Here is a 16214-nt window from a genome sequence, read left to right as displayed (position 1 = left end):
AACAACAAAACCCGCCCTCCCCACCGATAAATCAACAACAAAACCCGCCCTTATTCATCAATCAGGTAGAGACGTGCAATGACATCATCAAGCGTCGTCCAATGCGGCAATACCCGGAAGTACCTTACCTTCGAGTAATTCCAGACTCGCACCACCACCTGTGGAGATATGGCTCATTTGATCAGCCACACCAACTTTTTCCACAGCCGCAACCGAGTCACCACCGCCGATAATCGTGATTGTGCCTTTCTTAGTCAGATCGGCTAGAGTCCGGGCGATCGCTTCGGTGCCAGCGGCAAACTTATCAAACTCAAATACCCCCATCGGACCATTCCAGATCACCGACTTACAATCGCCTAATGCGTCTTGGAAAACTTTCACGGAATCTGGACCAATATCTAGCCCCATCCATCCATCAGGAATCGATTCAATGCTTACGGTTTGGGAATTGGCGTCAGCGGCAAAGTTATCGGCAATCACCACATCCGTAGGTAAGAGTAAGTCAACCCCTTTTTCCTTTGCCTTCGCTTCCAAGGACTTTGCCAACTCCAGCTTATCCTCTTCCACCAGTGACTTGCCGACACTCAAGCCACGGGCTTTATAGAAGGTGAAAATCATACCACCGCCAATCAGCAGTTTATCCACCTTATCCAGTAAGGTTTCAATTACGCCAATCTTACTCGACACCTTAGAGCCACCAATAATCGCGGCTAAGGGATTCTGCGGGTTTTCAATCGCATTTTGCAGATACTCGAGTTCTTTCTCAATCAAATATCCCGCCACGGAGGGCTGCAGGTGATGAGTGACGCCTTCTGTCGAAGCATGGGCGCGGTGTGCCGTACCAAAGGCATCATTGACATAAACATCGGCTAGGGCGGCTAACTTTTTGGTAAACTCCGGATCATTCTTTTCTTCACCGGGGTGGAAGCGGAGATTTTCCAGTAACGCCACTTGACCATTATCCAGGCTGTCAACCTGAGACTTAACCCCATCGCCAATACAGTCATCGCACTTGATCACCGTTTGACCCAGTAATTCAGACAGACGATTCGCTACGGGTGTTAGGCGTAGGCTATCCTTCACTTGTCCTTTAGGACGCCCTAAGTGGCTACACAGAACCACCTTGGCATTCTTTTTGATTAAATCCTGGATCGTCGGCAGAGCCGCTCGGATGCGGGTATCATCGGTAATCGTACCATTCTCATCTAGTGGCACATTCAGGTCGGCTCGCACCAATACCCGTTTTCCGGCTAAATCGGACTCATTTAAATTTGCTACAGTTTTTTTGGACACAGTAATACTCTCCTCTAATTGCCTGTATCTGATGCTTTGCGATCTGATCGCGTGCCAGTGGTTGTATGCTTAATGATTGCTGCCAGACTTGCATCTAAGCGAGCAATCAACTCAGTCATTAGGATCAAGAGTATGTATTCTCTTTTCCCGTCCACATTTTACCGGAGTCCGTGTCCTTCAAGGTGATTACCATGTTTAAGACTGTCTTATTTCCCCTTGACCAAAGCCGAGAAGCCCGTGAAGCGGCGGAAGTTGTCGCCAATATCGTCCAAAAGTATGAAAGTAAGTTAGTTCTGCTCTCGGTTGCCGAAAAACCCAACCCCGATGACCCATCGCCAAGTCCGGACATCATGTCCCCGGAGATGGTTGCCGAACTACTCAAAGGTGCTCAAGCCATGTTTAACCAGTATGGCATTAAGCCAGAAACCTTGAGTCGGGAAGGCACACCCCCATTTACGATCTGTGATGTCGCTGACGAAATTAATGCCGATCTAATTATTATGGGCTGTCGCGGATTGGGATTAACTGAGGATGGTGCTTCCGAAAGCGTCACCAATCGCGTGATTAATTTGTCACCCTGTCCCGTGCTAGTTGTACCGTAATACGGAGGAGATGAGGGAGTTATCAGTTATCAGTGAGCAGTTATCAGGAGATGGGGGAGATGGGGGAGATGGGGGAGATGGGGAAGATGGGGGAGATGGGGGAGATGGGGGAGATGGGGGAGATGGGGGAGATGGGGGAGATGGGGGAGATGGGGGAGATGGGGGAGATGGGGAAGATGGGGAAGATGGGAACAGTAGGGGTTTGGTCTCCAAACCCCATTTCTTATGTAGGGGGAGATGAGGGAGATGGGGAAGATGGAGGAGAGTTTTGAAAGTTGTAGGGGCGGGTTTCACAACTATCTTTTCGGTTACACCCAGATGTAACTAAACCCGCCCCGACTTTACATAAGACCAATGACCAATGACCAATGACAAATGACCAATGACCAATGACCAATAACCAATGACCATTCAATGGTATCCCGGACATATTGCTAAAGCCGAACGGCAACTCAAGGAACAGCTCAAACGAGTGGATGTTGTGCTGGAAGTCCGGGATGCGCGGATTCCTCTAACCACTCATCATCCGCAAACCGCTGAGTGGGTGGGGAATAAAAGCCGAATCTTGGTGATCAACCGCATGGATCTGATTACACCCAAAGTGCAGCAGTTGTGGACATCCTGGTTTCAAGAGCAAGGGGAAACGCCTTACTGGACAAATGCCCAGCAGGGGAAAGGGATTCGGGAAGTTGCCCAAGCCGCCCAGCAAACCGGAGTACAGATGAATCAACGGCGCAAAAATCGCGGGATGCAGCCTCGTCCGGTGCGTGCGGTAGTGATTGGTTTTCCCAATGTAGGTAAATCAGCTCTGATTAATCGACTTTTGGGGCGGCGTGTGGTGGACAGTGCCCGTCGTCCCGGTGTTACTCGTCAATTGCGGTGGGTGCGGATTAGCGATCAGATTGAACTGCTGGATGCGCCCGGTGTTATTCCCGCCAAGCTACAAAATCAAGAGGATGCTCTAAAATTAGCCATCTGTGATGACATTGGTGAGGCGTCTTACGATAATCAGCGGGTTGCTTCTGGGTTTGTGGATTTGCTAAAACGATCGCCGGATATAGCTACAGCCGATCGCACTTCCACGTCTTCCTTACATAACCGTTATGATGTCGATCCAACGGGGATCACGGGTGAATCCTACTTACAAGACTTGGCACAGACGCGCTACCAAGGGGACGGGGAGCGTGCTGCTCGACAGTTATTGAATGATTTTCGCAAAGGACTACTGGGCGCGATCGCACTAGAATTACCACCCTCTTGATGTTTTGACCTAACTTTTCACGGGAAATCACGAAACCTGCGTATCGGGGCGGGTTTAGTTGTATCTGGGTGCAACCGAAGAGATAGTAGTGAAACCCGCCCCTACACCTTGACCCACCCAACCTTAATAACTGTGTGTTGTTTTACTAAGGGGTGGGGGGTAATACCCCTCATCGACTAAACTACAATATAGTAATGCACCCTCGATAAGCGCCCAACGCGGGCGTTTTTCGTGGTCGGTTGGCGAAGTTCAACCAAAAATTGTGAAGAATCATTACGCTAATCCACGTAAAGATTTAAGACATATTGCTGAGGCATCTTAATAGACGGAGGAAAGAAAATTGAACAAGAGCACCGAAACCCATTATCAGGACTTACGCACAACCTCGCTTAGAGGGTTAACGATGAATCCTGCATACAAGCCAAACAGGATATCGGTAGCACAAAAGCGTAAGTCCTGTTTTTTTAGAACAGTACCGAAAGCATCTATCCTTACCAATCCTTTCAGGGTGTATTGTCTTAGCCAACTCGGAGATTGATCAACTCTGGTAATGGTGTAATACTGTAATACCACAGATGCCGAGAACGGCTATAGTGGAAGCAATGGGCAATCCTGGTTAGCTCGATAACTCCGAATCAAAATAAAAAGCGGTTTTGGGAATTCAAGGAGTTTAACCCACGACATTTGTACAATCAGCTAACGCGAAGATTTCTCAATTCACAGCAGAGATTCAGCGTCCCGCCCTTGTACAACGGTAAACTCAATAATTTAAATCGACTAAAAAATGGTCAGTAAAATAGCAACATTTAGACTTCCAGAACAACTAAGTCAGGAAATTCGGTCTCGGGCTGAGGCATCAGGTCGCGATCGGACGGCGGTTGTGATTGAGGCGCTCAAGCAGGCATTTGGTTTCCCGCTTGAGGAATCGCACTCAACAACGATTGAGGAACTTCAGGAACAACTCACTACATTAGACAAAAAATACAAGCAGTTAAAAGAACAGCTTAATCAACTCAGCCAAGACACTCAGACAGCGAATCAACCCTATCAAGCGGTTCAGCCAGCCATCCCTGGCACGTTGGTAACGGGAACGATTAATCATCATCAAATTGGGGATACGGATCAAGCCTGGAAAACTCCTAGCCAAGTCGCCCAACTGGATCTGAATGATCCGATCATTGCCCAGGAACAGGATGAGTCAGAACTGCGGGAACTAACGACGCGGATTCAGCAGCAAGCGCGAATCTTTGACCAAGTTCTCTCGGCGTCTCCTGATCCCATCTGCGTCTTGGATCGCATGGGACGATTTACCTACGTGAATCTAGCGATCGCGCAATTGTTTGGCTTATCCCAAGCTCAAATTTTGGGCAAAACGGTACAGCAGTTAAACCTACCGCCTGAGGGACTCGAACTATTTAATAACCAACGGGAAGTTGTCTTCGCCACTCGACGCCCTTTGACCGATGAAATGAGTTACCCAACCCTTGGGGGTGTGCGTCATTACGAGTACATCCTCAGTCCGATTCTGGGTAACCACCATAGTGTGGAAGCGGTAATATGTACGGCTAGAGACATTACTGAACGCAAACGAGTTGAAGAATCACTGCGGGAATCAGAAGCGAATTACCGTCACTTATTTGAATTCGCCAACGATTCCATTTTTATTATTGACCTATCCACCAGTCGCATTTTAGATGCCAATCAGAATGGCTCCAGACGACTGGGGTATACCCGCAAAGAACTGCTGAATTTGAAGACTTGTGATATAGATGTGCCAATTGGAGAGGATCGCCAACGCACCATCAGTCAACGGATGCAAGCAACGGGGAGTATTATCTTTGAACATGCGCTGCGGCGTAAAGATGGGTCTCCGGTACAGGTAGAAATTAGTTCGCGAGTGATTGAGTATCGCGATCGCTTAGTGTCCCTGAGTTTTGTCCGCGATATTACCAAACGCAAACAAGCTGAGGAACGGTTGCGGTTATTAGAGTCGGCGGTATTCAATGCCAATGACGCGATCGTGATTACTGAAGCCCACCCCATTGACAAACCTGGTCCTCGGATCGTTTATGTCAACCAAGGCTTTACCCGGATGACAGGGTATACATCAGATGAAGTGATTGGCAAAACACCGCGTTTCTTACAAGGACCCAAAACCGATCGCGCCCAAGCCGATAAAATTCGTGATACCCTATGTCGATGGGAACCCGTGCGGGCGGAATTGATCAACTATCGCAAAGATGGTTCCGAGTTTTGGGTGGAACTGAATATTGTCCCCGTGGTTGATGAGAATGGAGAGTATACCCATTGGATGGCAATCGAGCGAGATATTAGCCAGCGCAAGCAGCTAGAAACCGCCTCCGCCAAACGGGATCAGGAACGAACCGCTCAACTGTCTCAAGCCAATACCTTACTACAAGAACAACTGACGAAACAGGAGCAAATGGTTGCTAATCTTCGCAGCCATGAGGAACGCCAAGCGATCGCCTTGAAAGCTGGGAATGTGGGGATTTGGGATTGGAATCTGGAGAGTGATGAATTCTACCTGGCGTCCAATTTGAAAACCATGCTGCGCTATGAGGATCAGGAGATTGCGAATAGTAAAGCAGTTTGGTTAGATCTGATTCATCCCAATGATCGCCAACAAGTTGAAAATGAAATCAATGCTCATTTAGACGGGTCAACCACTCACTATGGCATGGAACACCGGATGGTGCAAAAAGACGGCACGATTCGCTGGTTTCTTTCCCGTGGTGTAGCGGTACAAGATGATCAGGATAAGCCTTATCGGTTGATTGGCTGTAGCGTCGATATCACTGAATATAAACAGATGGAGGATTAACTCTCCTTATTTTCCTATTACTCCCTACCAGATCCCCGACTTCTTGAAGAAGTCGGGGATCTAATTGGGTTAGCTAAGACGGAATTATGACTCAGCTTTTCTTCTGCTTTCTTGAATGTTGCCGCTTGAACAAAGCACCAAAACCTAGAGCTGTGGCTGAACCAAGCATAGTTAGGGGCTGCTGAATAAGTTTTGTGGTGGGGTAGAGAGCAGGGGAAGCTGGGGAAGCTGAGGGAGCTGGGGGAGCAAGGGTACATTTTCCCTGAGCAAGGTGATGCCATACTTATGAAGGATGCTACCCCATTTCCTTGCACTTTATCCACTGTCCATAAGGCTCAAAGCATTGCTTGATATGAGTTTCGGCTTTGTGCAGCAAGCCCTACTTAGGGGCTGCTGAATAAGTCTTGTGGTGAGGGGGAGCTGGGGAAGCTGGGGAAGCTGGGGGAGCTGGGGGAGCAAGGGTACATTTTCCCTGAGCAAGGTGATGCCATACTTATGAAGGATGCTACCCCATTTCCTTGCACTTTATCCACTGTCAATATGGCTCAAAGCATTGCTTGATATGAGTTTCGGCTTTGTGCAGCAAGCCCTACTTATAACCCAGCACTCTAATCTGCGATTAGAGTGCTGGAGGATGTCACGCGAAGGGAAACAACCAAACCCACCCCTATCAATCAACACTTAGAAAAATCAACGCCCAACTCCGACATAGCGGAACCCCGCACCTTCTAGCACTTTAGGATCAAGGAAATTACGACCATCAATAAGCACGGGATTATGCATCAGCTTCGCCATCTTGCCATAATCCAGACTCTGGAATTGTTCCCAGTCGGTGACTAATACCAAAGCGTCACAGCCATCTGCCAAGCGATCCGGATCACCTTCTACCTGCACACCAGATATACCGTGACTCATCCCACTAGATGAAATAATCGGATCATAAGCTTTAACTTTTGCGCCTAACCGATTGAGATTTTCAATCAGAATCAATGCGGGAGCATCGCGCATATCATCCGTATCCGGCTTAAAGGTTAATCCCAGCAATCCTACTGTTTTCCCTTTGAGGATTTTGAGTTCTTGCTGGAGTTTTTCCACCGCAATTAAACGTTGACGCTGATTGACACTTACCGCTGCTTTCAACAGTTGAGCATCGAACCCATAATCATCCGCCGTATGAATCAAGGCGGAGACATCCTTGGGAAAACAGGAACCGCCCCAACCAATCCCGGCTTGCAGGAATTTACCGCCAATGCGAGTATCTAAACCAATCCCTTGGGCGACTTGAGTCACATCCGCGCCCACGCGATCGCAGATATTGGCGATTTCGTTAATGAAGCTAATTTTGGTGGCTAAAAAGGAATTGGAGGCATATTTGACCATCTCGGCTGAACTCAAATCCGTCACCACTACCGGAACCGGGGGTAGGGATTTATCTTCAGCGGGTTCACGCTTCACAATCGGCGCATAGAGTTCCTGCATCATGGAAATAGCGCGATCGCTATTACTCCCCAACACAATGCGATCGGGGTTAAAGGTATCATAAATCGCTGATCCTTCCCGCAAAAACTCCGGATTACTCACCACATCAAACTCAACGCTTGTGTCTGACGTCGTACCTCCAGAGGACTTTTGGTGATCAGCCACACCATCCATGACAATCATTCGTACCCAATCCCCAGAACCAATTGGCACCGTTGACTTATTCACGATCACCTTATAGCCCCCATTCAGGTGATTGCCAATCCCACGGGCTACGGCTTCCACATAGCGAGTATCACTTTCACCATTGGGTAATGCTGGCGTTCCCACCGCAATAAACAAAATCTCGCCATGAGCGACACCCCTCGCCAAATCTGAGGTAAACTCCAAACTGCCCGCATTACTGCAAGCTTGCATCAGTTCAGATAATCCCGGTTCATAGATTGGCGACTGCCCAGATTTCATTAATTTGACTTTTTCTTCATTGTTATCCACACAGATAACATGGTGTCCGATATGGGCTAAGCACACCCCGGTTACTAAGCCAACATATCCAGTACCAATAACACAAACGCGCATGAGCTGATCCTCTCTGGTAGATGGTAGGATTTAGGGCTATCTAGCGAATTGATTCGTGTCCTAGTATGCCCCTATGAGTTAATACTGTAGTCGCTTAACTGGAAACAAGGGAATCCCCTTCAGCGGTTAAGCGATCGCGGAAATCTGCTATTGTCGTTTTTAACCCCTCCTGTAAAGGTATCGTCGGTTGCCAACCCAATAACGTCTTCGCTTTCGTAATATCCGGGCGGCGACGTTGCGGGTCATCTTTCGGTAAATCCTTAAAGATAATTTCTGCATCCGGATTCACCATATTTTGCACCGCTTGCGCTAGTTGTAAAATCGTATACTCATCCGGATTCCCCAGATTAATCGGTCCGGTATGCTCATTATTCATCAACCGAATTAATCCTTCCACTAAATCCGACACATAACAGAAACTGCGAGTTTGTGAACCCTTACCATACACCGTTAGGGATTCACCCTTTAACGCTTGCACCACAAAATTACTCACGACTCGCCCATCATTTTCTAGCATCCGAGATCCGTAGGTATTAAAAATGCGAGCTACCCGAATTTCTACACCATTTTGCAGATGGTAATCAAACGCCAACGTTTCCGCTACTCGCTTCCCTTCGTCGTAACAGTTGCCGCAAAACGCAACTCGTCCATGGCGACGCACACACACCACATGATTCTGCACATTCACGCAGTAAACATTGCCAGCATATCGAAATGGTTCTGGGGTGACTAAATGAGCGTCTTTTATCGGTCGAATATTCACCCGATATAAATCACGACCCACCGCATGAGACACAACAGACGCCGCATAGCCGCAACGCATGGCTAATTCTTGGACATCATCAGCCAGTTGTTGGGATTTCGTGTAATAAACATAACCCTCCCCGCCCTGGGAACCATCTCCCATCATCAGCGCCTTAAACAAAATCAGCGACTGACGCTTGGATAACGATAAAAACTGGCGTGGAATATATTTCTCACCCGATTTACCCAGAGGGAGTAAAATTTCTGCCAGTTGTTTACTACAAATCCGAAATTGGTGGTTATCTGATGAGAAAAACTTAAACCCAAGGTTGGTTAAACAGTGGGTAATTTTAGCTCGACCCTCTGGATTTTCTTGGGCAATCAGGATGTTATAGTCAGCTATTTCATAGTCACGTCCACCGACAACCCGCCCTCGTCGTCGGACATGAACGCAGCCTTCAGAAATGTAGTACCCGAGGAATTCTAACCAATCATCCATGCGAATTCGCTCGACGCTCACCTTGGCATTTTTCGGCGCAGTTCCCAATTCAAACCATTCGGGTTCTTCTCCCTGAAACTCACCTCCGGTAGGAACCCGCCACGAATGCCAATGTCGGTCTTCATCCGCACGCAAAAATTGTAATTTTCCGGTTTTGCTGCGTACATACATCCAGTGATTTGGTGTTACACACAGATCGAATTTAGCATTGGCAAACCGGAGCAAATTGCCCACATAAGGTTGCACAATATACTCATCCGGGACGTGATACTCGACTTGATTATCGGGATTAAGAGTCGCCACTCGCACCCCTGGCTGTAATTGGGGAAAAGGAACCCAGCCATTTTCTGTTAAAATCTCAGTCTCAGCGTCGTAACAACTGCGCGGTCCAATTGGATTAACATTGCCTCGATATTCTTCGGGTTGAGGATGGACTTCCGGATCACCATACACTTCCGAGGTTGAAGCCAATAAAAATCTCGCCCCTATCCGCTTGGCTAACCCCAACATATAGAGGGTACCAATGACATTGGTTTTAATCGTCTTGACAGGATTGTATTGATAGTGTATTGGCGAAGCGGGACAAGCCAGATGGTAAATTTGGTCAACCTCGACGCGAATCGGTTCGGTAATATCGTGGCGGATCAGTTCAAAGTAGGGATGATTCAGCCATTTGACGATATTTCGCTTCGTGCCAGTATAGAAGTTATCCAGACAGAGAACTTCATGACCTGCTTCCATTAACCGATCAACGAGATGGGAACCAATAAAACCAGCACCACCTGTAACTAGAATTCTCATAGGGTTTTCCGAATAGAGCGATCGCGTAAGCTTAGCGCGGTAAAGTCTCAAGCTCTACCATGTTACCTTGAAACCCATACTGGCAAGTCCTTGCCCTGCTGAAAATCGCTTAATTCCTTTCAGGACTTGACACTCCCCCTTTTTTTAAAAGGGGGATTCTGCGGAACTCACATTCAACATATCCTGAGACAACAGTTCTAATTGTCTTCCCAGGTTCCCAGGCACACGACGTTTACCGTTGGACAAGCAGCCTATATGCTTCAAAGGCTACGAGGGGCAAAAAGCGCAGCTTAAAGCCGTCCCCAACTGGCAAGAACGACTAAGGGAGTATGTTTATCAGCTAATAAACGAAGGCGAATAAATTCGCCGTGTGAAACATTGAGCGAAGTCGAAATGTCGAACTTCATCCCCCGACGCTCAGTACGGGGGATGAAGTTCTCCCGCTCTTTATCTGTGAAATTGAGACAAATTCAACACCCAACGCCTGACAATCGCTCTTGCCTGTGGTTATGATATTAGTTGAACTTTGTTAACACAACTAGATCTTGGGCAAACGAACGCGGTTTAGGGTGCATGATTTGAGCGTTGACGTGCCATACCTCAAGAGTTTTACCTGATTTACAGACAAAACTGCCCAATTTATTTTGGTTCAAAGGTTGTCGCTCGATCCTCACGGATTGAAGTGAGGCTGTAACCTGGCACAACGTTGCTGGGAGGTTCCCCTGAGCAATCCTCTGGCAATTTTTCCGTCAGAGATATTAATTCGGTGCTTGATTTGTATCTACCTGCTTGAACTTAATTTATGCTGCTAGAGACCTTACACTCGCCAGAGTCTGTCCTCGCTCAAATGGATACGTTCAGTACCGGGAAATTAGAACTGTGGTTTCAGCCCGTTTATCAAACAGCGACGGGTGCTGTATTACACAATGAAATACTTCTGCGTTGGCGAGACGAAGCCGGAAATCTGCACTTACCCCAGGAATTCTTACCCACGTTGTCGGATAAAGGACAACTGCAAAAGGCTGATCGCGCCGTTATTCGCAAGGGAATAGAACTCTTAGCGGAACAGCCGGATCGATGCCTGTCGATTAATCTTTCAGGAGAGGGATTAAATAACTTTGAACTGATCGAATATATCGAAACACTTCTGGATCAGTCAGGAGTTGACCCGAAACAACTGAGTTTTGAGCTAACCGAATCAACCATCGCCAAAGATTTTCCCACAATTCGGGCATTTGTCCGCGAACTCAAAAGTCTCGGTTGTGCGATAGTCCTGGATAACTTCGCCAGTCGCGAATTAACGCTGTTCCAATGCCAACAACTGGCGGTTGATTTGGTTAAAGTGGATGGTCAACTTATCCAACGCCTAAAAACGGAACCGAATAGTCGCGTCTTAACCAAAGCCATTCTTGAAGGAATTCAGGCGCTGAGTCAGGTGGCGGCTAAATTTGTCAGCGATGCGGTTACCCTATCCCTGGTGGAAGACGTTGGGATTGACTTAGTTCAAGGACATCATCTTAAAACCCCTAGTCCAGCACCCGATTGGACGGAACTGGTTCGCCCAGAGGAGGAACAGGATTCACCCACGGCTGAAGTCCAAAAATCTACTCAATCCTGGCGTTTCCTGGTGGGAACGGGGTTTGTTCTGCTGGGATTAGGCGCAGTCGGTGTGGGGATTGCCTCCATTGGCTATCGCCTCAGCCACTTAGTTGTAGACGGTAGCACGATTAATGGGCGAATTGTGCGGTTACAAGCGCCAACCACGGGTAATATTCAAGCATTTTACGCCCAGCCAGGGGTCGTTGTGAAATCAGGACAACTTCTCGCCCGGATTAGCCAAGAACCCAGTCCCCAAGAACAAGAAGCCCTACTCCGCCTAGAACGCGCCCAAGAACAAGAACAAATCCGCAATCAGCTTGAAAGTCTCGAATTACAAGGACAGATTCAGGTCAATGCTACCCAACTGGCATCAGCGAAACAGTCCCTAGCATTACTGAAAACGCAGTTACAGCAGCTTGAACGTCGAGATAAGGCGGTGCGACAAGTGGATGTAGAACTGGGGTTGGAGTCGATTAAGGAACAACAAGCCGTGGTTCAAGCAGCACAGGCAAAAGCTGAAGCCGCCCGGTTAGATTATCAACGGTATCAAACCCTCTTAGAAGCCGGGGGTGTATCCGCACAGGAAACCGATCAGTTGCGCTTAGTTTGGCAATCGGCACAAGCAGAAGTCCAGCAAGCCCAATCTGTCCTGGATGCGACGCAAAAGGCTGTCAATGCTGCCCAAGCAGGTATTGCTCGCAGTAATCGCAATAATATTATGGGCGGGGTTCTGTCTGACCAACGCATCAGTTTGCAGCAGACGATTCAACAGCAATCGGTGGTGGTGAATACGATGGAAGCGCAATTGGCTAAACTCAAGCAGCAGCAAAATAACAGCCAGTCTCTACAAAAAAATGCCCCTTCTCTGGTTAATGATCTCAAACAATTACAAAGCGAACGGAAAGTGCAAAACGTGTCAGCCCCCTTTGCGGGTGTTGTCTACACAGCGGAACGAGAACAAGGCGAACAGGTTAATCAGTTAGAACCGATAGTGACGCTACTCGATTGCAATAACTTGTGGGTAGAAACCGTGGTTAGCGCTGAACAAGCCAGTTCTATCAATACCGATAAACCTGTGACTGTCGGATTAGCTGGTTATGCCAAAACTGTCAAGGGTGAAATTGACCTGATTCAGCCAATTAGTAATATGCAACAGCTTAATAAGTTGACCCAGGTTCAAGCCCTACAGCCTGCGATTCCGCCTAAATTGGTGGGACAACAGTTGACGCGGATTACAGTACAGATTCCACCGCCGCCGCAACATGATAATTCCCAACAGTTTTGCGGATTGGGACAAGCAGCGAGGCTGACGTTCCCTAAGAAATTGTTTGGTAATCGTTGAATTGAGATTTATATCTCAATTTTTTTTGTCTGGATTCCCTTGATTGAGGTTAGGGCGGGTTTAATTACATCTTTTGTGAGGTAAAACATGATAACCGCAATCTCACTCAGTCAGGGCGGGTTTATTTACATCTGGGTGAGGTGACAAATGATAGTCGTGAAACCCGCCCCTACATACAATTCAAGACGCGCCATGGCACGTCTCTACATTCAAAAACTCTATGACTCGACTATTTCGTTGGCAAAACATCTCGTCCTATCTCAATTGGTTCGCCCTGTTGTGTCTTTCCGCCTTCGGTTTTACAGGCTTTTACCTGCTGCGTAACCCAGAACGATTAGACCTATTAGGCATATCTGGTTTAATTAGTATGGGACTGATTGGCATTTGGCGATGGTCATGGTGGGCGCTACAAGTGATTCGTTCTCGGATTTATCTACATTGGGTTTTTCCCCGGTGGCGCAAACAAGCCGATCGCATTCCCCTGGACAAGTTACCGCCTGTTTGCTTATTAGTCCCAACCTATAAGGAAAAACTCTGGATCACGGAACGAGTCTTCCGGGTAATCGCCCAAGAAGCCCAAAGCCTTTCTCACCCCCTGACACTGCTAGTTACCAGTAGCAGTAATGATGAAAATGCTGCCATCTTAAAGATACTTAAATCCATTGACCCGGAACTCAGTTGTATTCGCCTAATCCAAATGGTACAAACCGGGGAAGGTAAACGCAAAGCCATGGCGGATGGATTACGAGAATTAGCGCGTTTAAATCTACCCCAAAATGCCGTTGTTGGTTTAATGGATGGCGATTCTGAACTAACACCTGGAACCTTACGTCGCTGTTTGTCATTCTTCCGCCTCTTTCCCAAAATGGGGGCGCTGACAACGGATGAATTACCGATTGTGGAGGGATCATATCTATTTTCTGAGTGGTTCCATTTACGCCTATCCCAGCGTCATTATCAAATGTGTTCCGTGTCACTGTCGCAAAAAGTTATGTGTTTGACGGGACGCTTTTCCCTATTTCGGGCGGAGGCGGCGCTGCATCCCACGTTTGCGGATCAGTTAGAACTGGATACGTTGGATGATTGGTTGTGGGGACAGTTTAAATTCCTCTCCGGCGACGATAAAACGACGTGGTATTGGCTACTGCGTCGGGGTTACGATATGTTGTATATCCCGGATGTGATTGTCTATTCCATTGAGACGATTTCTGGGTCATTAATTGATCGCGCTTACCAGAATATGCGCCGTTGGTATGGGAATATGCTGCGGAACAGCGATCGCGCGATCGGATTGGGTCCGGCTAAGGCGGGATGGTTTATGTGGTATTGTCTCCTAGATCAACGGATTAGTTACTGGACGACTCTAATCACCCCCGGTTCGTTATCAATTTGTCTAGTTCAAGGGTATTGGTTAGTCGCCGGAGTTATTCTCTGTTGGATTCTTTGTACTCGACCGATCATTTTAACCATCATTTTCTGGGGGCGACAATCTCGACTTAAACCGATTCATTTACCCGTCTTTTTAATTGCCCAGTGGAGTTCCTGTATTATCAAAATCTGGACTCAGATGAACCTTGCCCAACAAAAGTGGTCGAATCGAGGGAATCAAAGTATATCAGCCGCCGGAACGGGGAGGGAACGGTTAGTGAAAGTGAGTGTATCTCGTTTTCTTTATGTCTCCCAGTTATTTGGTTTTGTGATTATTTTATGTTGGTTTGCTAGCCTGCTAAGTCCTTTACAAGATGTGGCAGGTTTATGGTCAAACAGTAGTTGGGCGATGACTCAATCGGTTCCCCCTGAAATTATTGAAGCGATAGACCATGGGATTATTCCCAATGATGGTCAAGATGATGCTAAATCCCTACAGGCATTAATTAATCGTCTTTCGGGGGAAGACCCAGTTCAGATTAATTTACCGATTGGTGAAATTGACTTGTTTTATCCCATTGAAATTAATCGCAGTCACACGATTATTAAAGGGCAAGGGATGCGGCGAACTGTTTTACAAGCGCATATCAGTCAACCCGATACAGAAGCCATTCTGGTCATGCGACCCCTAATCGAAGAAGTGGATTCTCGCCAGAATCGGATTCAGGATATACATTTAAGTGGATTTACACTTCGCACAAAATCACCCCACTCAACTGAAAATATATCTGCTATTGGCAGTATCCTATTGGAAAATTTAGTTGGATCTTCGCTGAGAAACCTTGATTTAGAAAACAGTAGCAATCGTGCTTTAATCATGCGAAATACGGAGGATGTAACTGTCGAATATGTGTTGCCAGAGACAGCAATCAATAAACAGTAATAAAAAGAATCTGATTTTCGTATTCTTCAGGCTGACTACATCAAGTCCGGGCAATCGTCTGATCAGCCAACGCAATATAGCTCCGTTAAAGTTTTCGTCATTGGACTTACGCAAAACCTCTATGTGTAGTGGACTGACACAGCTAAAATTGTGGGATAGATTTGACGGTTAAACTGGGCGCAAGCCTTGCGCCCCTACAATTCTAATCAACCAATTAAGGTGTGCCACGCCAGTAGGGTGTGTTAGCGTAGCGTAACGCACCTTTGCCACGATATGTGGTGTAGCGGCGTAAGTCCTGCGTCAGTCAAAAGACGCACTTGATATCAACTCATTGGGTATTGATGGCGAGCAAGGAGACGTCGCCTCAGATTAACCAAGTTATAGTTTTGAGCCAGTTCCTGTCTGTGCTGTTGAGCTTTTTGGCGATTAACATGATTTTTTTTGATTTTGACTTGACAAAGTAGCTCAAAACGGTAAGCTAATTAGCAATTGTATATTTTGAATCCTTTCGGTCGTCGTTGCTTTTGATCGCATCCATTTGATCGCATCCAATGGACTTCTATCCGATGAAAACCTCGCAATGCCAAGTTTAACCTTAGCGAGTGTCCATGCGGGGGTGGTGGTTCATTGTGAGTATGAGCCAAATCAGGTATGGTGTCCCCAGGAGAGTTCCCCTGGAGAAGCGGTATTGGCGCTATTGGATAATGCGATCGCGCTAATATTTAGGGGCTGCTGAATAAGTCTTGTGGTGAGGGGGAGCTGGGGAAGCTGGGGAAGCTGGGGGAGCTGGGGGAGCAAGGGTACATTTTACCTGAGCAAGGTGATGCCATACTTATGAAGGATGCTACCCCATTTCCTTGCA

At 47.3% G+C, this 16214-nt stretch carries 10 protein-coding genes and 2 pseudogenes; 7 read left to right on the top strand and 5 right to left on the bottom strand.

Going from position 1 to position 16214, the window contains the following annotated elements; genetic code table 11:
• Positions 1-87 precede the first annotated feature (87 nt).
• On the bottom strand, positions 88-1293 hold the full coding sequence (locus RIB93_RS30175; protein WP_446378616.1) for a phosphoglycerate kinase: 1206 nt from the start codon (positions 1291-1293) through the stop codon (positions 88-90).
• A 191-nt stretch (positions 1294-1484) separates the two neighbouring features.
• Here RIB93_RS30175 and RIB93_RS30170 point away from each other — a divergent pair, with 191 nt between their 5' ends.
• The 4 genes from RIB93_RS30170 to RIB93_RS30155 all read left to right on the top strand — a co-directional run bounded on the left by RIB93_RS30170 (position 1485) and on the right by RIB93_RS30155 (position 5998).
• Positions 1485-1895 carry a universal stress protein gene (locus tag RIB93_RS30170; protein ID WP_446378614.1) on the top strand — a complete coding sequence of 137 codons (411 nt, stop codon included), beginning with the start codon at positions 1485-1487 and terminating at the stop codon, positions 1893-1895.
• A 10-nt stretch (positions 1896-1905) separates the two neighbouring features.
• On the top strand, positions 1906-2136 hold the full coding sequence (locus tag RIB93_RS30165; RefSeq protein ID WP_446378612.1) for a hypothetical protein: 231 nt from the start codon (positions 1906-1908) through the stop codon (positions 2134-2136).
• A gap of 162 nt (positions 2137-2298) precedes the next feature.
• Positions 2299-3156, top strand: coding sequence for a ribosome biogenesis GTPase YlqF (gene ylqF, locus RIB93_RS30160; RefSeq protein ID WP_446378610.1), 858 nt, complete (start codon positions 2299-2301; stop codon positions 3154-3156).
• Positions 3157-3940: 784 nt separating this feature from the next.
• Positions 3941-5998, top strand: a complete 2058-nt coding sequence (locus tag RIB93_RS30155; protein ID WP_446378608.1) for a PAS domain-containing protein — start codon at positions 3941-3943, stop codon at positions 5996-5998.
• A 91-nt stretch (positions 5999-6089) separates the two neighbouring features.
• On the opposite strand, the gene RIB93_RS30150 is transcribed toward RIB93_RS30155, so the two are convergent.
• From RIB93_RS30150 to RIB93_RS30135, 4 genes and pseudogenes are all read right to left on the bottom strand, one after another.
• Entirely contained in the window at positions 6090-6167 is a 78-nt protein-coding gene (locus RIB93_RS30150; protein WP_446378618.1) for a PEP-CTERM sorting domain-containing protein, read from the bottom strand.
• A gap of 521 nt (positions 6168-6688) precedes the next feature.
• A complete protein-coding gene (locus tag RIB93_RS30145) occupies positions 6689-8056 on the bottom strand; it encodes a UDP-glucose dehydrogenase family protein (protein WP_446378606.1) in 1368 nt (455 codons plus the stop codon).
• 94 nt (positions 8057-8150) lie between these two features.
• Positions 8151-8786: pseudogene (locus RIB93_RS30140) on the bottom strand (GDP-mannose 4,6-dehydratase); the annotation flags it as partial.
• A gap of 878 nt (positions 8787-9664) precedes the next feature.
• Positions 9665-10100, bottom strand: a pseudogene (locus RIB93_RS30135) (GDP-mannose 4,6-dehydratase); the annotation flags it as partial.
• 802 nt (positions 10101-10902) lie between these two features.
• On the opposite strand from RIB93_RS30135, the gene RIB93_RS30130 reads away from it, so the two are divergent.
• From RIB93_RS30130 to RIB93_RS30120, 3 genes are all read left to right on the top strand, one after another.
• Positions 10903-13041, top strand: coding sequence for an EAL domain-containing protein (locus RIB93_RS30130; RefSeq protein ID WP_446378604.1), 2139 nt, complete (start codon positions 10903-10905; stop codon positions 13039-13041).
• A 220-nt stretch (positions 13042-13261) separates the two neighbouring features.
• The gene (locus tag RIB93_RS30125) at positions 13262-15352 is read left to right on the top strand and encodes a glycosyltransferase (RefSeq protein ID WP_446378602.1); all 2091 of its coding nucleotides are present in this window, start codon (positions 13262-13264) and stop codon (positions 15350-15352) included.
• Between the two features lie 580 nt (positions 15353-15932).
• Positions 15933-16088 carry a hypothetical protein gene (locus RIB93_RS30120; RefSeq protein ID WP_446378600.1) on the top strand — a complete coding sequence of 52 codons (156 nt, stop codon included), beginning with the start codon at positions 15933-15935 and terminating at the stop codon, positions 16086-16088.
• The last annotated feature ends 126 nt before the right edge of the window (positions 16089-16214 follow it).

Source organism: Coleofasciculus sp. D1-CHI-01, from assembly GCF_040218875.1.
In the GTDB taxonomy this organism is placed as follows: domain Bacteria; phylum Cyanobacteriota; class Cyanobacteriia; order Cyanobacteriales; family Coleofasciculaceae; genus Coleofasciculus.
Note: the sequence above shows the minus strand (reverse complement) of the source record. Positions and strands in the feature narration are given on the sequence as shown.

Coding starts and splice junctions, on each gene's coding strand:
- RIB93_RS30170 (WP_446378614.1), top strand. CDS start 1,485: ATGTTTAAGACTGTCTTATTTCCCCTTGACCAAAGCCGAGAAGCCCGT.
- RIB93_RS30165 (WP_446378612.1), top strand. CDS start 1,906: ATGAGGGAGTTATCAGTTATCAGTGAGCAGTTATCAGGAGATGGGGGA.
- ylqF (WP_446378610.1), top strand. CDS start 2,299: ATGACCATTCAATGGTATCCCGGACATATTGCTAAAGCCGAACGGCAA.
- RIB93_RS30155 (WP_446378608.1), top strand. CDS start 3,941: ATGGTCAGTAAAATAGCAACATTTAGACTTCCAGAACAACTAAGTCAG.
- RIB93_RS30150 (WP_446378618.1), bottom strand. CDS start 6,167: ATGCTTGGTTCAGCCACAGCTCTAGGTTTTGGTGCTTTGTTCAAGCGG.
- RIB93_RS30145 (WP_446378606.1), bottom strand. CDS start 8,056: ATGCGCGTTTGTGTTATTGGTACTGGATATGTTGGCTTAGTAACCGGG.
- RIB93_RS30130 (WP_446378604.1), top strand. CDS start 10,903: ATGCTGCTAGAGACCTTACACTCGCCAGAGTCTGTCCTCGCTCAAATG.
- RIB93_RS30125 (WP_446378602.1), top strand. CDS start 13,262: ATGACTCGACTATTTCGTTGGCAAAACATCTCGTCCTATCTCAATTGG.
- RIB93_RS30120 (WP_446378600.1), top strand. CDS start 15,933: ATGCCAAGTTTAACCTTAGCGAGTGTCCATGCGGGGGTGGTGGTTCAT.